This window comes from Cytophagales bacterium, from assembly GCA_033344775.1.
Taxonomy (GTDB): domain Bacteria; phylum Bacteroidota; class Bacteroidia; order Cytophagales; family Cyclobacteriaceae; genus JAWPMT01.
The window spans coordinates 749,666-765,992 of sequence record JAWPMT010000005.1 but is presented as its reverse complement, the minus strand read 5'-3'; the positions used below and the strand labels follow the sequence as shown (position 1 = coordinate 765,992).

The 16,327-nt window shown below is 43.6% G+C and carries 12 protein-coding genes; 6 read left to right on the top strand and 6 right to left on the bottom strand.

What is annotated here, in order from left to right; genetic code table 11:
• Window positions 1-29 precede the first annotated feature (29 nt).
• Genes R8G66_20810 through R8G66_20795 form a run of 4 tightly spaced genes read right to left on the bottom strand, consistent with a single transcriptional unit; the run spans window position 30 to window position 4,629 of the window.
• Window positions 30-329 (bottom strand): hypothetical protein, encoded by a 300-nt coding sequence (locus R8G66_20810; protein ID MDW3194827.1) that lies wholly within the window; start codon window positions 327-329, stop codon window positions 30-32.
• 5 nt (window positions 330-334) lie between these two features.
• Window positions 335-1,705, bottom strand: a complete 1,371-nt coding sequence (locus R8G66_20805) for a permease prefix domain 2-containing transporter (GenBank protein ID MDW3194826.1) — start codon at window positions 1,703-1,705, stop codon at window positions 335-337.
• A 27-nt stretch (window positions 1,706-1,732) separates the two neighbouring features.
• Window positions 1,733-4,306: an FtsX-like permease family protein gene (locus tag R8G66_20800; GenBank protein ID MDW3194825.1), complete on the bottom strand. Its 2,574-nt coding sequence runs from the start codon at window positions 4,304-4,306 to the stop codon at window positions 1,733-1,735.
• The gene (locus tag R8G66_20795) at window positions 4,303-4,629 is read right to left on the bottom strand and encodes a helix-turn-helix transcriptional regulator (protein MDW3194824.1); all 327 of its coding nucleotides are present in this window, start codon (window positions 4,627-4,629) and stop codon (window positions 4,303-4,305) included. Before R8G66_20795 ends, R8G66_20800 begins: the two co-directional genes overlap by 4 nt.
• Before the next feature lie 174 nt (window positions 4,630-4,803).
• Here R8G66_20795 and R8G66_20790 point away from each other — a divergent pair, with 174 nt between their 5' ends.
• Window positions 4,804-6,819, top strand: coding sequence for an NADPH-dependent 2,4-dienoyl-CoA reductase (locus tag R8G66_20790; GenBank protein ID MDW3194823.1), 2,016 nt, complete (start codon window positions 4,804-4,806; stop codon window positions 6,817-6,819).
• On the opposite strand, the gene R8G66_20785 is transcribed toward R8G66_20790, so the two are convergent.
• Window positions 6,809-8,227, bottom strand: a complete 1,419-nt coding sequence (locus R8G66_20785) for a M48 family metalloprotease (GenBank protein MDW3194822.1) — start codon at window positions 8,225-8,227, stop codon at window positions 6,809-6,811. The genes R8G66_20790 and R8G66_20785 overlap by 11 nt on opposite strands.
• A 162-nt stretch (window positions 8,228-8,389) precedes the next feature.
• Here R8G66_20785 and R8G66_20780 point away from each other — a divergent pair, with 162 nt between their 5' ends.
• On the top strand, window positions 8,390-9,259 hold the full coding sequence (locus R8G66_20780) for a glycoside hydrolase family 19 protein (protein MDW3194821.1): 870 nt from the start codon (window positions 8,390-8,392) through the stop codon (window positions 9,257-9,259).
• 137 nt (window positions 9,260-9,396) lie between these two features.
• On the opposite strand, the gene R8G66_20775 is transcribed toward R8G66_20780, so the two are convergent.
• The gene (locus tag R8G66_20775; GenBank protein ID MDW3194820.1) at window positions 9,397-10,458 is read right to left on the bottom strand and encodes a bestrophin family ion channel; all 1,062 of its coding nucleotides are present in this window, start codon (window positions 10,456-10,458) and stop codon (window positions 9,397-9,399) included.
• A gap of 437 nt (window positions 10,459-10,895) precedes the next feature.
• Here R8G66_20775 and lepA point away from each other — a divergent pair, with 437 nt between their 5' ends.
• Genes lepA through R8G66_20755 form a run of 4 tightly spaced genes read left to right on the top strand, consistent with a single transcriptional unit; the run spans window position 10,896 to window position 16,085 of the window.
• Window positions 10,896-12,686 carry a translation elongation factor 4 gene (gene lepA / locus R8G66_20770; GenBank protein MDW3194819.1) on the top strand — a complete coding sequence of 597 codons (1,791 nt, stop codon included), beginning with the start codon at window positions 10,896-10,898 and terminating at the stop codon, window positions 12,684-12,686.
• A 6-nt stretch (window positions 12,687-12,692) separates the two neighbouring features.
• Entirely contained in the window at window positions 12,693-13,565 is an 873-nt protein-coding gene (locus R8G66_20765; protein MDW3194818.1) for a bifunctional 5,10-methylenetetrahydrofolate dehydrogenase/5,10-methenyltetrahydrofolate cyclohydrolase, read from the top strand.
• Window positions 13,566-13,602: 37 nt separating this feature from the next.
• Window positions 13,603-14,184, top strand: a complete 582-nt coding sequence (locus R8G66_20760; GenBank protein MDW3194817.1) for a 7-carboxy-7-deazaguanine synthase QueE — start codon at window positions 13,603-13,605, stop codon at window positions 14,182-14,184.
• Window positions 14,139-16,085, top strand: a complete 1,947-nt coding sequence (locus R8G66_20755) for an OmpA family protein (GenBank protein ID MDW3194816.1) — start codon at window positions 14,139-14,141, stop codon at window positions 16,083-16,085. Before R8G66_20760 ends, R8G66_20755 begins: the two co-directional genes overlap by 46 nt.
• The last annotated feature ends 242 nt before the right edge of the window (window positions 16,086-16,327 follow it).

Genomic DNA, 16,327 nt, shown 5'->3' with positions numbered 1-16,327 from the left:
CAGGGAGGTTGTGGAGGCTTTAATTTCTTTCAGGGACTGGATTTTGTTAAAGAATAACGCGTTGTTTTAGGAGCGACTTCATCCGGAGTATTTAGTAGCACTACCTCCTCTATGTTTTGGCCGTGATCTGCATTGAGGATGAAATTTAGTTGTCTGTGAAAAATGAACATACAGATGATCATAGCCGTGGAAATAGAAAATTGTACGACCAGTAAGGATTGCATGACGGCTTTTCCTTTCCGTGCTTTTTGAATGCCTTTGAGCGACTTTACAATATCAAATCGGGCCAAAATCATAGCCGGGTAAAATCCGCTGATGAGAGAAATCATTAAGATCAACCAACTACACCTGGAATAAATCTACTTTCCAGTAAAGTGCTGAGATCAAACGTTTTTTCCACTAAATCGGAGAATGTAGGCGATGCCAGATGATAAATGATTAAGGCAACAATAACTGCTAACATCGTACTGAGGAAGGCTTCTATCATCAATTGAAGGAAAATGCCCATTCTGGCGGCTCCCATAACTTTTCGGACGGCTACTTCCCTGGAACGATTGATGTGAATGGAAACACTCAGATTGGCGTAGTTGATAATAGAGATTAAGAGGCATAGAAGTCCTGAAATAGCGATGAAGCCAATGAATTCTTTATCGCCTTTGGGAGCAAATCCATTGGTAGAAGAAACGCTACTACCTAAATGATATGCTGAAAAAGGACTAATATCTGCGACGAAGTTCCCTTCTCCTTCTGCCTCAAACAGACGGTTGACTTTTTCATTGACAATTGCCATCACTGACGTTTCTTTGAATTTTAACAGGATACTCAGATCGCCATTGCCAAAATCGGATTTACGATCTGGCTTGTTTTCCAAAAACTCATCAAGAGGAAGCATGATGTCCGGGTTGATCGTCGAATTACTAGGGAGATTCTGGTAAACGCCAATGATTTGATATGTGTTGAACCTGGCTGAATCGAACAATTTTAACGTATGATCTAACGCTTCTCCACGAACACCCAATTTAAGCGCCATGCGTTCCGAGATTATGACCTGATCCGGTTGATCAAAGGTGCCTTGTTTCCCTTCCAGTATCTTCAAATTCAGGAGGTTCGCTAAGGTGGCATTATTCCAAAATACCTTTTGTGCGACGGTATTTCCATTGAGATTAAGGATCCGTTCCTCTTCTGCAAACAAGGCAACATCGACCACTTCTGGAATTTGATCTACAATGCGATGGGCTGCTTCATAGGACCCTCCCGAACTATAGACGGATGTGCCTAAATAGCCTTGCGCCATGATCATGTTGTATAGATTTTCCGCTTCATCTATGTGTTGATCATAGGTGTATTGGTCGACCGAATATTGATAGGCGAACCAGCTGAAGACCATCCCGATGCTGAGTCCGAGAATATTGATGGCAGCATATCCTTTGGATTTAATGATAAATCTCCAGCCAGTTTTTATATAGCTGGTAAACAGCGTCATTAGTTGTTGTATCATTGGATAGGGTTTGAGATTCGAGAATCGGATGCTTTGAAGTATTTCCAGTACGAATTGCCATTTGGCATGTCTTTTTCCACGATCCTCCAGTCGCCACAAAAACGATTCATGAAGATCCCCCTGGACTTCTTCCAAAGCTTCGCCATGCAGTAGTTTTTCAAGGAGCCAGTCTGCCCATCTGGGAGGGCGAGGGTTCGTGGAATTCATTATAGTGAAGTTGTGTTGATGATTGAATTAGTCCTCCTTCAAATAAATCACCGGATTTTTTCTCAAGGCCTCATTTACCTGGGTCCAAATGATAAGTATCAACACGCCTACGATGATCAGGGAAGCGAGTAAGAGGTGATACCACATGAGATTAATTCGAATGGTATAGGCTTCCAGCCAGCTTTGTGCGAGGTACACACTGGTGGCCAGTCCCAATGCGAGGCTTATCAAAACTGGAAAGATGAATTTGCTGGAGATCATTCGAGCAATGTGCACTCTTTCTGCTCCTAGCACACGGCTGATGCTCAAACGCTTAAGCTTTTGACGTATCGTAACGCCCATTAGTCCTAGCAAACCAAAAGCAGCGATGAAGATGGCGATGAGGCTTCCGATACCTGAGATTTTGGCAATTTTTGCTTCATGTGCCAGTTTTTTAGAGTGCTCTTCTGATAGATAATCGTACTTGAATGGGTAAGGATAGAAAAAGTCATCCCAAATGGGTGCTATCGCCTGCTGAATATCGGCTTGCGATTGTTTGGTTTTCAAAAACACCTGACGAATACTTCGATCTCCATTTTCAGGAAAATAGACTTCTTCACTGGCCTCTGATTTCGCATTGTGTAAGACGTTTTGCAATACGCCAACGATGACTGAAGATTGACCATGATCTCTGCCAAAAGGGATGGATTTGCCGATGGGATCATTCATATTGATCTTTTTCAAAAAAGCTTCATTCACGATCACTTCTTTAGAGGAAGCGGCAGGCTCCATGAATCCTGTTCCGTCCAGGAATCTATATCCAAGTACATTCAGGTAGGAGGTGTCAACGCCCATGTTCATCAGGCCAAAGCTATGTTCGCCATCATCGTAAGGGTTCATACTGAAACCACTTGATCCGGTTACATTTTCAATAATGGCCAATTGTTTTACCTCATTTAGGAAGCTTTGGGTCTTCTGATCATCCACGATTTCGTTTGGAAAACGGATCCTGACCACATCGGTTACGTCTCGTCCCATGTCCTGGTTGAGTAGCAGATCTAACTGCCCTCGAAAGACAAACATGCACACGATCATGGCGGTGGAAATAGAGAATTGTACAATCAGTAGTGATTGCATGACCAGTTTTCCTTTCCCAATTTTTTGATGGCCTTTTAGGGTTTTGATGATCTCAAACCGCGACAAGATTACCGCGGGATAAAATCCACTTAGGAACGAGATCAACAGGATTAGGCCGATATTTCCAGGGATAAATCGTGCATCGATCAGCGTCTCGAAATCAAACGTCCTTTCAACGAAACTGGAAAAATAGGGCGCTAGTAGGGCATAGAGTATCACCGCAAAAAAGGTGGCGATCAGTGTCGTAAGAAATGATTCGGTCATCAGCTGTTGGAATACCCCTTTTTTAGCAGCTCCGATGATTTTCCTCACCGCTACTTCTCTTGAGCGATTCACATATTGTGATATGCTGAAGTTCGCATAATTGATGATGGAAATGACCAAACACAATATTCCTGCTATGAGAATGAAGCCCACCAGTTGTTTGTTGCCACCGGGAAGAAATCCGTTGCCCAAATTCGGGTTGGTATCCAGGTGAAAAGTAGCCATCGGTGCCAACGAGGCAAAAAAGGTGTCACTGTCCGTTTCTCTTTTAAAAATCGCCTTGATCTTTGAATTGACCGAATCGACTTGAGCACCGGGGGTCAATTGGAAAAGTACACTCAGATCGAAATTGATGAAGGTGGTGGCTCTACTTGGATCTTTATCCAAAAAGTCTTTGAGAGGCACAAAGTAATCTGCCTGGATAGAAGTATTTTGAGGAATGTCCCGATACACCCCCAGAACCTGATAACTTGTAAATGCCGAGGAATCTTGCAATTCAATGAATTGGCCTACCGCTTCACCCCGAATGCCCAGGTTATAAGCCATTTGTTCAGAGATAAGGATTGTTCTGGGAGCGTCGAAAGTACCAGGTTCACCTTCCAGTAAATCAAGGTTCAGGTAGTCCAGTAGTGGCCTATTAGTAGCTAAGATACTTTGATGCACCGGTGTGCCTTTTACCTTGATCAGTCGTTTTTCTTCGGCAAATAGGGCCGCTGCCTCTACTTCCGGGAGCTCATCCACGATCATGTTTGACGCTTTGTACGACCCACCTGGAAAGTTGATCTCATTTCCCATCATGTTTGCTCGCATCAACATCTTGTAGAGATGGTCTACATGTTTTATATGCTTGTTGTAGCTGAATTGATCAGCGGCATACTGATAGGCGAACCAGCTGAAAACAATCCCGATACTTAGTCCCAATATATTGATCGCAGAAAAAGCTTTGGTTTTCCAGATGAATCGCCAGCCGGTCTTGATATGGCTGGAGAAAAGGGTAAGAAATTGTTGCATGAATGGATAAGGCTTGAGATTTGACAATCGGATGCTTTGTAAGATTTCTTTGATAAAATGCCATTTGGCATGTCTGACTCCCCGTTCTTCCAGTCGCCATAAAAACGACTCATGAAGATCTCCCTGCACTTCTTCCAGTGCTTCGCCGTGCAGGAGTTTTTCCAGCAGCCAGTCCGCCCAACGCGGAGGAATGATGGGCGAATTACTCATATGGTAGAGAAATTCAATTTTGGGATCATTTGCCAGAGGTTGTTGCGCTTCTCTTGCAAATCGGCAGCCAGGCGGTATCCTTCTTTGGTCGCATGGTAAATGCGCTTTCTCCGGCCACCACGTTCAGCGGTGGGTTCGCCCATTTCAGAACGAACCAGACTTCTTTGCTCCAGTCGCTTCAACACGACATGGATGGCGGGCAGTGATACCGTCTGATCAAATTGGTGTTTGTACTCCTTAGCAATTTCCACCGCATAGGTATTTTCCTTTGAGAGGAGGATGAGTAAAATGATCTCTTCCAGTACACCAAGTTTCAGGTTCATAAGATTAACATTTGTTAAAGTAATACGAATATAGTTAGCTTTTGTTTAACTAATCAAAATAATCCTGAATTTTCTAAAGAGATCTGGCCACAGATCATGGCTGATATGTGATCTTTATTATATTTGGAAAATAGTATGCATGCAGAGCATTTATCTGCCTAAACCCTCAAATTGATGTACGACAAGTTACTTTCCCCATTAGATCTTGGATTTACCACCCTTAAAAACCGGGTCTTGATGGGCTCCATGCACACCATGCTGGAAGAAGCTCCGAATGGTTTTGAACGTGCCGCGCAATTTTATGCAGAGCGAGCAAGAGGACAGGTTGGCTTGATCGTGACCGGAGGTATCGCTCCTAATAAAGAAGGTTGGGTAGGTCCACATTCAGCCAAACTTTCTGAGGAAAGCGAAGTTGCACCTCACCAATTAATCACAGAAGCGGTACACAAAGAAGGAGGAAAAATTTGTATGCAGATCCTGCACAGCGGACGGTATGGCTACCACGCATTCAATGTGGCACCATCACCGATTCAAGCACCGATCAATCCAATGAAACCGCGGGAATTGGCCCATGAAGATATTCTTAGAACCATTGCAGACTTTGCAAATTGTGCAAAGCTGGCCCAGCAAGCAGGTTATGACGGAGTAGAAGTGATGGGATCGGAAGGCTATTTGATCAATCAATTCATTGCGCCTCGAACCAATCACCGTGAAGATGAATGGGGCGGGACTTATGAAAATCGGATGAAATTCCCGGTTGAAATTGTGAAAGCGGTTCGGGAAGCTGTTGGTAAAGAGTTCATTATCATTTTCCGTTTGTCTATGCTGGACCTGGTAGAAGGAGGCAGCACCTGGGAGCAGGTAGTACAATTGGGTAAGGCCATTGAAGCTGCTGGAGCTACCATCATCAATACGGGAATTGGTTGGCATGAGGCTCGCGTCCCTACGATTGGGACGGTGGTTCCACGAGGTGGGTTTGCCTGGGTGACCAAGCGCATGATGGGTGAAATCAATATTCCATTGATCACTACCAACCGGATCAATATGCCTGACGTGGCTGATCAGATCCTTGAAGAAGGGTGTGCGGACATGGTGAGTATGGCACGTCCCTTCCTGGCGGATGCCGACCTGGTGAAGAAAGCCATGGAAAACAAAGCCGATGAGATCAACACTTGTATTGCCTGCAATCAAGCCTGTTTGGATCACACATTTACGATGCAGATCAGTTCTTGTCTGGTGAACCCCAGGGCATGTCATGAAACTTTATTGAATTACGAGCTTACAGATAATAAAAAGAAATTGGCTGTAGTAGGAGCAGGTCCTGGCGGGTTGGCTGCTGCGACAATTGCCGCTGAGCGTGGACATGAAGTGCATTTGTATGAGGCCAAAGGTGAAATTGGTGGCCAGTTCAACATGGCTAAAGTGATTCCAGGGAAAGAAGAATACGCGGAAACCATCCGCTATTACGGCCGCATGATCGAAGTACATGGCGTGCATTTGCACCTCAATACGCCAGCCACCAAAACATTATTACAGGAAGGTGGATTTGATGAGGTGATCATTGCTACAGGAGTTACCCCGCGAAAGGTAACATTTGAAGGTTCAGACCATGAGAAGGTGTTGGATTACGCGGAAGTACTTTATGAAAATAAAGCAGTTGGAGATAAAGTCGCCATAGTTGGTTCAGGAGGAATTGGTTTTGATATGGCAGAATTCCTGGCGCATCAGGGAGAGTCGCCAAGTATGAGTGTAGAAGAATACATGAAAGAATGGGGAGTGGATATGGCTTATGAAAAGCCGGGTGCCAATATGATGCCACAACCTGCACCTTCTCCGCGAGAAATTTACTTACTGAAACGTTCCACGGGGAAGCATGGCAAAGGGCTGGGAAAAACCACGGGCTGGATACACCGGGCGAGTTTGGCCATGAAACAAGTGAACATGCTGGCCAATGTGGAATACCAAAAAGTGGATGATGAAGGATTCCATATTTCCGTGAACGGAGAGACCCAGGTTTTACCTGTGGATCACGTGGTAGTTTGTGCCGGACAGGAGCCGTTAAGATCACTGTTTGAAGAGTTGGAAGCGGCGGGAATCAGAACACATTTAATTGGAGGTGCCAAAGAAGCGGCAGAACTGGATGCGAAACGAGCCATTTACGAAGCGGCCCATTTGGTAGCTAGTATTTAACCTGGCGCATTTGACTCAGGTACTTAGGGTCATCGTGATATTCCTGATAGGTTCGACGGATGTTGTTCATTAGTCGGAAATCATCCATGGCACGTGCATATTTCCATAACATGAAAAAGTGACTTTCATCCTTAGGGTTGAAGTTTCTACCATCATTCAAGAACAGGAATCCAATCGTCAGTAGGTCTTTTGGTCGTGCATTGTGCAGGAAATTATTGACCTGCGTAAGGTGTTCTCCATATTGATAGGTAAATGGACTGACCAGGTAAGGAAAATCTGGCTCACCTTTCAATTGATAAAGTTCAAATAGCGCTGCAGAAACCAGTCGTACGATCCAATATCTGTATTCCTTTTGTCGATAATACTTGGCAGCCAGAAAGATTAGGAAATCATAATTTTTGGAGCTGTAGGCGCTTTTCAAATTCTCCAGTGCATACGACTTATCTAAAGGGGTTGTTTTTATGGAAACCTGCAGCTGTTGGCTGATCCCAAAATCTAAATCCAGCTTGGATATTCTTTCTGCCATCGCTGGGTGGCTTTTGGTTGAATCATCCGGGAATAACGAACTGGATGGAATTCTTGAGAAAAAAGAAGGTCTGTTTTTAAACCAAAATTTTTGAAAAGGATAGTCCCTGAAATTGAATATTTTATCAATGTGGTAAGGGAGTTGTTCTTCAAAAGCGGAATCGAGTGTATTCAGTGTTTTTAAACCGATATACCCAGGTTGCTTCAAATCCTGAAATATCAAATGCCCCAAAGAGTCGGCTTCAAACTCATCCTTTCTTTTGAATTTCCCGAGTCCAAAGGCCATTTCTTTATAAGCATTGAGGGTTTCAAGAGAGATATTTTTGTCAGGATCAGACAATTCTTGTTTTTGCCTTCGGCTTAACGAACTATGCCTTCGCGCATACCCTCTTAGATGTTGATTGGCGTGATCTAACTCATAATGTGCCAATTCATGACCTAGCACCCATGTCACCTGCTCATCGGTATCCATGATCTCTAATAGCCCAGTAGTAACAGCAATGGTGCCTTCACCTACGCAAAAAGCGTTGGGAATAGGGCTGCGCATGATCAGAAGTTGGCTTTCTTTTCGCTTGATCAAGTCGGAAGTTTTCAGAGAATCAAATAGAAATTGGATCCGTTGAAATTCGGACCCAGGAGTAATAAGCAGGTTGTGTTTGATCAGTCGAACAAGAAACTGAGTTCTTTTCTCATGTAAATCACGAATCTTTCTGTCGAATAGGTTGTCGCTATTCGGGCGATGGAGGTTTTTCCGTTTTTGTAGGATGCGAATGAGTGATTGACGCTCCGAAAGGGTTAGCCGATCTTCATCGAATTCCTGAGCCATCAGGTCATTGACCCAAAGCGCAAAACAGACAAGTATCAGAAGTTGTTTCGATTTCAAATTCGTTCAAATTGCTGTAGGGACAAATTTATGTAGCAATCACAGCGTAAAAAAATCTATCCTATTTTGGCGGCGCGTTGTTTTTCTTTCTACTTTTCTGTTCATGGAACATCTCAGCATGTCTGTTACAATATTACCAGCATCTAGAAATAAATCAAGTATATGAAAAAATACACCATACAACCCGGTGATACCCTTGGGACTATTGCGAAAAAGTTTTACGGCAACGCGTCAAAATACACCGAGATTGCGGAAGCTAATGACATTTCCAATCCTAATGTGGTCAAAGTGGGTCAGGAACTGGTTCTGCCAGGAATTGAAGATAATGAAGCAGATAAACCAGCTGCAGCACCTGCACCTAGTGCTCCAACTCCTGAAGAGCCTGCGACGCCTGCTACTGGAGATGGATTTTTCACCGCGGCTACACTTGCGGAGATCATGCCCAAAGCCTCTCAGGTCAACATTGATAAATACCTGGGCGCCTTGAATGGTGAAATGTCAAAGTTTGACATCAATACACCATTGAGAGCTGCTCATTTCATTGCTCAACTCGCACATGAAAGTGGTAGTTTTCATTATAGCTCCGAAAACCTGAATTATAGTGCGAGTGCATTGAGAGCTGTTTTTGGGAAATATTTCCCAACTGATGAGGAGGCAGAAGCTTACGCACGACAACCGGAGAAGATTGCTAATCGCGTATATGCCAATCGCATGGGGAATGGCGATGAGTCGAGTGGAGAAGGCTGGAAATACCGTGGTAGAGGATTGATTCAATTGACAGGAAAAGATAATTACACCAATTGCGGAAATGCCACCGGAATGGACCTGGTAAATAACCCTGATCAATTGGCCGATAATGCGGATGCTGCTGTAGCTGCTGCTGGTTGGTTTTGGGACATGCGCAAACTGAATGGTTATGCCGATCAGGATGACATCAAAGCCATTACTAAACGTATCAATGGTGGTTACAATGGCCTGGAAGATCGTGAAGCCTATCTAGCCCGGGCGAAGCAAGTGCTGGGAATATCTTAATATATCCTCATTATAAAACATATAGGCCCACTAATGAATATTTAGTGGGCCTCGTTTTTTAGAATAAATCTTAATGCTGAGTCTATCAACTCCGGCAAGACGTGCTTGTCGAAATCCATGAGCTGAGTTTACCGAAGCTACATCTGAGCTTCCAATTCAATCGGAAAGGGTTCAGGGATCTGCTCTTTTTCCTCGCCAAGAATCTCTCGAATATCTATTTCAATGCCTCTTGAAATTCCACTAATGGGCACATCATTGGGTGATCCTTCAAATGGATTTTCCCCAGTGGTACCAATACGGAGCATGGTATTGAATATCCATGAGACAATCACAGAAAAAGGAATACCTAGCCATATAAATGAATCCGCAATAAGGGGATAATCCGCAATGAATCTTTCTCCGATTTTGCCAAATTCGGGAATAATTCCAAATGGCAAGATCATTATGAACAGGTTGACAAAATCATAGCCGATGGTAGCGAATTGTCTCGGATAGGGGAAGTTCTTGATCCTTTCGGATTTACCCTGATGATCGATCAATGCGCTAAGTTTTCCTTCCAATTCCAGAAATGAGAATTCCCAAATGATCCCACGTTCTTTTAAGGTACGCAAATGATGAGATTGAAAAGCCATGATTGCTGCCGGCTTATTGGTACGGCCCATTACGTTTTTTAATTCACTTTCGGGAAGTACTTTCTTTAGTTCATCTTCCAGTTCGAATTTACGTTCCGGGATATACAACCGATCCTGCCATTCCTTGTTTTCCTTGATCTCCCGATTGGTTTCCCATGGTTTGCTTTGGCGCATAGCATACCTCAAAGCAGTCATCCAGGCAATGTGGCGATATATAATTGTCTTTTTGTGGGAATACATCTCTTCTTCAGTCATTTCTTCAGAAGCGTATTCGTTGGTGATCATGTCCATCACCATGATGGCGAGGCTACGGGAATCATTGACAATTCCTCCCCAAATTTTGCGTGCTTCCCAGATCCTTCCGTAAGCGGCATTGCTTTGGAAACCGACAAGAAATGCAACTGCTGTACCGATCATAGCAATGGGAGTCCATGGAAGCTGTAGCCAGGTCAATCCCAAAAGGTCATGCAGGATAGCAACGATCAGGGCAAAAACAACAAAAAAGCGAATTTCTCTTCGAGTCCAACGGATCATATCGCGGACCCGGTATTTTTTTCGGATGTACATGTGATAGGATTGATTGCCGGGCTAAAATAGCCACCTTTTCAACTTCAATCCAAGGAATGCAGCATATCCGAGGTAAGGCTCATTCGGAATCCGTGATTTCTAGAATGCCAAAAAGCTATTTCAGGATTTCCGAAGCTTCAGGACTTTGGGTAAAAAAATGCTGGTAAGAATGAGGCTAATGACGAGAATAACGTACTTAATGACTTTCATATCAGGCGGTGTTAGGTGGTCTAAGATGCTGATTGCAAGTAACAAAATCTCCGACTCTATTGAAATACCCAAAGTGCGGTAATTTTTATGCCCTAATTACCTGAAATCTGGTAGTTCCTTTCGCAAATAATGCCAGATGTTGTTAAGCTTTATTTTCAATGATGAACTTTCTGACGTAGAGTTGATGGGCTATTGCTATTTTTGCACCTTCTTTCGCGAAAGACATCATGGATCACATAAGAAATTTCTGCATTATAGCCCATATTGATCATGGGAAAAGTACGTTGGCGGATAGGTTATTAGAGGCGACGCAGACAGTTTCTCAGCGCGATATGCAAGCGCAGCTATTGGATGATATGGACCTTGAACGTGAACGAGGTATCACGATTAAGAGCCACGCCATTCAGATGGATTATCTCTATGATAATCAGCAATATACACTCAATTTGATCGACACTCCTGGTCATGTGGATTTCTCCTATGAGGTATCCCGGTCCATTGCTTCTTGTGAAGGGGCTTTGCTGGTCGTGGATGCGGCACAAGGCATAGAAGCACAGACCATTTCGAACCTATATCTGGCGTTGGAGCATGATTTGGAAATCATCCCCGTGCTGAATAAGATCGATTTGCCTGGTGCGATGCCTGAGGAAGTTTCAGATCAAATCATCGAACTGATCGGCTGTGATTTGGAAGATATTATTCACGCCAGTGCCAAGGAAGGAATTGGGATTGACAATATTCTGGAAGCGATCGTTCATCGCATTCCTGCACCAAAAGGCAATCAGGACGAGGCACTGCAGGCCATGATCTTTGACTCTGTGTTCAACTCTTACCGTGGAATTGAAGTTTACTTCCGGGTTTTCAACGGAGAGATCAATAAAGGAGATAAGGTAAAATTTGTCAACACAGGTAAAACCTACGAGGCAGATGAAATAGGCGTACTGCGTCTGGATCATGAACCTCGAAAAACAATCTCTACCGGAAATGTAGGATACCTGATCTCTGGGATCAAGGTTGCTAAAGAGGTAAAGGTGGGAGATACCATCACGCATGTTGATAAGCCTACTCAGAAAGAAGTCAAAGGGTTTGAGGACGTGAAGCCGATGGTATTTGCTGGTATTTATCCGGTAGAGACCAGTGAATTCGAAGAATTACGCACGTCCATGGAGAAGTTGCAATTGAATGATGCAGCTCTTGTTTGGGAACCTGAAACATCTGCAGCACTTGGATTTGGATTCCGTTGCGGATTTTTGGGTATGCTCCATATGGAAATCGTGCAGGAACGGCTGGAAAGAGAATTTGGCATGACCGTGATCACTACCGTGCCCTCGGTGAAATTCCGAACGATTGGCACGAAAGGAGAAGTGGTGGAGGTAAGTGCACCCTCCGAAATGCCGGAACCCAATACGATCTCACACATAGAAGAGCCTTTCATTAAGGCACAGATCATCACGAAGGCTGATTACATCGGAGCTGTGATTGCCCTTTGCATGGACAAGCGAGGCGAGATCAAAAACCAGGTATATCTGACAGCTGATCGCGTAGAATTAACCTTTGATCTACCACTTTCAGAAATTGTATTTGATTTCTTCGATAAACTCAAGACCATTTCTCGTGGATACGCCTCATTAGATTATGAGTTGATTGGCTATCGCCAGTCGACCATGGTAAAACTGGACATTCAGCTAAATGGCGAAAAGGTAGATGCCCTCTCAGCTATTGTACATAGAGACAAGGCATACGAATGGGGAAAACGCCTTTGCGAGAAATTGAGAGAGTTGTTGCCTAGACAGATGTTTGAAATTGCCGTTCAGGCCTCAATTGGAACGAAGATCATCGCCAGAGAAACGGTGAAGGCAATGCGGAAGAATGTATTGGCGAAGTGTTATGGAGGAGATATTTCCCGGAAAAGGAAGCTTTTGGAGAAGCAGAAGAAAGGAAAGAAACGCATGCGCCAGGTAGGAAGTGTAGAGATTCCGCAGGAGGCATTCATGGCTGTCCTCAAACTTGATAATTAGAAAACGATGGGAGCTGAAATATTAGACGGCAAACAGATTGCGTCTGACATCAAAAAAGAAATTGCCGAGAAAGTAGTGGCATTGAAGGCCGCAGATAAGCGTGTACCGCATTTGGCGATCATCATTGTCGGTGATGATGGTGCCAGTCACACCTATGTGAATGGAAAGATCAAGGCATGCAAGGCGGTTGGGTTTGATTATAGCTTGATGCAATTTGCTCAGACTATTTCTGAAAAGAAACTGGTCAAACATATCGAATCACTGAATGAGGACGAAGATATTGATGGGTTCATCGTTCAATTGCCTCTTCCCGAGCATATTTCTGTTGAAACCATTATTGAGACGGTGCAACCGGCCAAAGATGTCGATGGTTTTACCAATCAGAATTTTGGGAGTATCATTTCTGACAACCAATTACTGTTGCCTGCGACACCCTATGGTGTTATGGAGCTTTTAGATCGCTACGAGATTGAGCTGAAAGGTAAGCATTGTGTGATCGTAGGAGCCAGCCGAATTGCAGGTGCTCCTTTGAGTTTAATGATGCAACGTGCTGCAGCAACGGTTACGATTTGTCACAAATACACGGTGGACCTGCCTTCTCATACCCGAACCGCAGATGTACTGGTCGTTGCAGTAGGTAAGCCTGATCTTATATCTGCTGACATGATCAAGGCGGGTGCTGTGGTGGTGGATATTGGTACGACCCGTGTGGAGGACGCGAGTAAGAAGAGTGGATTTCGTCTGGCAGGAGATGTAAGTTTTGAAGCATCGAAAGAGAAGGCAAGTTACATTACACCAGTGCCAGGGGGAGTAGGTCCGATGACTATTGCATCTTTGCTACTCAATACGTATAAAGCTTACGAGAATCAACACCAGTAATAAATTGGAACTGACAGATGTGGCGACCCTACCTGTAATGGAGTATTTCTATACCGTTCAGGGTGAAGGTGCTTATTCCGGCGCTGCAGCGTATTTTATACGTTTGGGTGGTTGTGACGTAGGATGTGTTTGGTGTGACGTGAAAGAATCCTGGGACCGAAGTGCACATCCTGAATTGGCCATTGACCAGATCGTAGAAAATGCCAAAGCCAGTCAGGCACCGATTGTTGTGATCACTGGAGGAGAACCATTAATGTATGACCTCACCGAATTAACCCTGTCACTGAAATCGGCAGGTTTAAGGACACATATAGAGACTTCCGGAGCACATCCTTTGACGGGAGATTGGGACTGGATTTGTTTCTCACCGAAAAAATTTAAGAAACCTCTTCCTGAGTTTTACACGAAAAGCCACGAACTGAAAGTTATTATCTATAACAGGTCTGATTTTAAGTGGGCGCAGGAACACGCGGAAAAAATGCATCAGGGTTCCAATTGGTATGTCCAGCCGGAATGGTCGAAAGAATCAGAAATGTTACCTTCGATTATCCAATTTGTCAAAGAAAATCCCAAATGGAGGATATCACTGCAAGTGCACAAATACATGAGCATACCCTAAGAGGCTCCATCCTTTTTGGTCTGCTACTTTTACTGTTACCTTGTTTCGGACAAAACTTTCATACGAAGGATAAGAAGGCGATCAAGCTTTACGAGAAATCCGAAGAACAATTCAAATCCCGGGATTTCGAAGGAGGAATCAAGTCACTGAATCAAGCGCTCGAACGTGATCCTGATTTTGCAGAGGCTTACCTCAAGCTCGCAGGTGTCTACAATTATTTGCGAGCGGAGGATGCTTCTTTTGCCAATTACCAGCGCTATTACGAGACCATTCCAAAGGAAGAGGTCAATCCAAAAATTGCAAGGGGGTTAGCCGTTCGCTATTATCAGCGTGGGAAATATGAAAAGGCATCGGAGGTTTTAAACTATTATCTGTCGTCGTTGAAGGGAAATGTAATGGGTAAAGGGGATTCCGTACTCTTGCATTCGATCGAATATTCCCATCGATCCTTACTCAAACCCATGATCCGTGAAACACGAAAGCTGAGTGATTCGGTCAACCGCTTTTCGCTACAGTATTTTCCGGTGCTTACCATCGACAATCAATCGATCGTATATACCAAGCGTGATGGTACAGGGATTCAATTTGATGAGGACATTGTCATCGCACATAAAAAGAATGGAGTTTGGGAAACAGCCAATGGGATTGCTTCTACGATTAATACTGGCTTCAACGAAGGTGCCTGTTCCATTTCGGCAGATGGCCGAACCTTGATCTTTACTTCTTGTGAAGGCAGAAGATCCTACGGAAGTTGTGATTTATACTATGTCATTAGAGAAGGAGATGAATGGGGAAAACCTAAAAATCTGGGTAAAACTGTCAATTCTTCGAGCTGGGATTCTCAGCCAAGCCTGTCTGCAGATGGAAAAACGTTGTATTTTGTTTCTAACCGCCCGGGAGGTCATGGAAAGAGAGATATATGGGTGACTCAACAAAAAGAAGGAGTTTGGACTAAGCCAACGAACCTCGGGCCAAGAATCAATACGGCGCAGGATGAATCAACGCCATTCATACATTTTAATGGTGAGTCTTTATTCTTTTCTTCAAAAGGACATGTAGGGTTGGGTGGATTTGATCTTTATGTATCAGAACGCTCGGGAGATGAATGGACGAACCCAGTGAATCTTGGGTATCCCACCAATGATTTCGAAGACCAGTCCGGACTCTTTATTACTGCGGATGGAAAAATGGCATTTTATACGGATGAGTCCGAAAATCGGAGCGAGCTCTTTTCGTTCGATATTGAAGTTGATACATTATTATCCCACAAGGCCAGTTATCTAACGGGTTTGATCACCAACAAGGAAACGGATTTGCCGATTGAAGCAAAACTTGAATTGTATGATCTAATAACTCAGGAGAAATTGTACAGTACCACTTCTGATCCGGTTACTGGTAGATATTTCATGGCTTTATTTGAAGGAGGGGAATATGGTGCTTACGCCAGTGCAGATGGTTTCTTGTTCGAGGATTTTCAATTTGACTTACAATCCTCAGTTGATTTGAAGCCGGATACCCTTAATATTTCATTGAACCCGCTTCGAAGTGGAGAAACGATCATTCTGGAGAATGTCTATTTTGAATTCGACAGCTATGCACTCATAGATAAATCGAAAAGCGAACTGGATCTTGTTTTTCAGTTTCTGAAAAAGAACGAAAAGCTGGAAGTAGAGATCGCTGGTCATACGGATGCATCCGGTGGATCGGCATACAATCTGGATTTATCAGAAAAAAGAGCCAAATCAGTATATGACTTTTTGGTTGAAAAAGGGATTCCTGGGAGCAGGATGAAGTACAAAGGATACGGATCACAATTTCCGGTCTCTCAAAGCGAACAACAAACGGATGATTCTAAGAATAGGCGCATCGAGTTTCGCATACTCGGTACGTTAGATAAATAATCTTCGGAATATTGAAAAAATAATATTTCGGGTACCAAAGAATTTCTGGCTTTTTGATGTTACTGCAAGTAATTCTTTTCTCATGTTCCGTAATAACTGGCAGTTATGTAAATTATATTGGGAAATTTTGAGAATTTCAATATTTTCAACTTCTACGTATTAATTCTCAAAAGGATTGCTCACATTTTTATTATTCCCAAAAAGTTATAATTTAGACATTTAGAAATCTTTAAGGTTTCTAG

Coding starts and splice junctions, on each gene's coding strand:
- R8G66_20810 (MDW3194827.1), bottom strand. CDS start 329: ATGATTTCTCTCATCAGCGGATTTTACCCGGCTATGATTTTGGCCCGA.
- R8G66_20805 (MDW3194826.1), bottom strand. CDS start 1,705: ATGAATTCCACGAACCCTCGCCCTCCCAGATGGGCAGACTGGCTCCTT.
- R8G66_20800 (MDW3194825.1), bottom strand. CDS start 4,306: ATGAGTAATTCGCCCATCATTCCTCCGCGTTGGGCGGACTGGCTGCTG.
- R8G66_20795 (MDW3194824.1), bottom strand. CDS start 4,629: ATGAACCTGAAACTTGGTGTACTGGAAGAGATCATTTTACTCATCCTC.
- R8G66_20790 (MDW3194823.1), top strand. CDS start 4,804: ATGTACGACAAGTTACTTTCCCCATTAGATCTTGGATTTACCACCCTT.
- R8G66_20780 (MDW3194821.1), top strand. CDS start 8,390: ATGAAAAAATACACCATACAACCCGGTGATACCCTTGGGACTATTGCG.
- R8G66_20775 (MDW3194820.1), bottom strand. CDS start 10,458: ATGTACATCCGAAAAAAATACCGGGTCCGCGATATGATCCGTTGGACT.
- lepA (MDW3194819.1), top strand. CDS start 10,896: ATGGATCACATAAGAAATTTCTGCATTATAGCCCATATTGATCATGGG.
- R8G66_20765 (MDW3194818.1), top strand. CDS start 12,693: ATGGGAGCTGAAATATTAGACGGCAAACAGATTGCGTCTGACATCAAA.
- R8G66_20760 (MDW3194817.1), top strand. CDS start 13,603: ATGGAGTATTTCTATACCGTTCAGGGTGAAGGTGCTTATTCCGGCGCT.
- R8G66_20755 (MDW3194816.1), top strand. CDS start 14,139: ATGGAGGATATCACTGCAAGTGCACAAATACATGAGCATACCCTAAGA.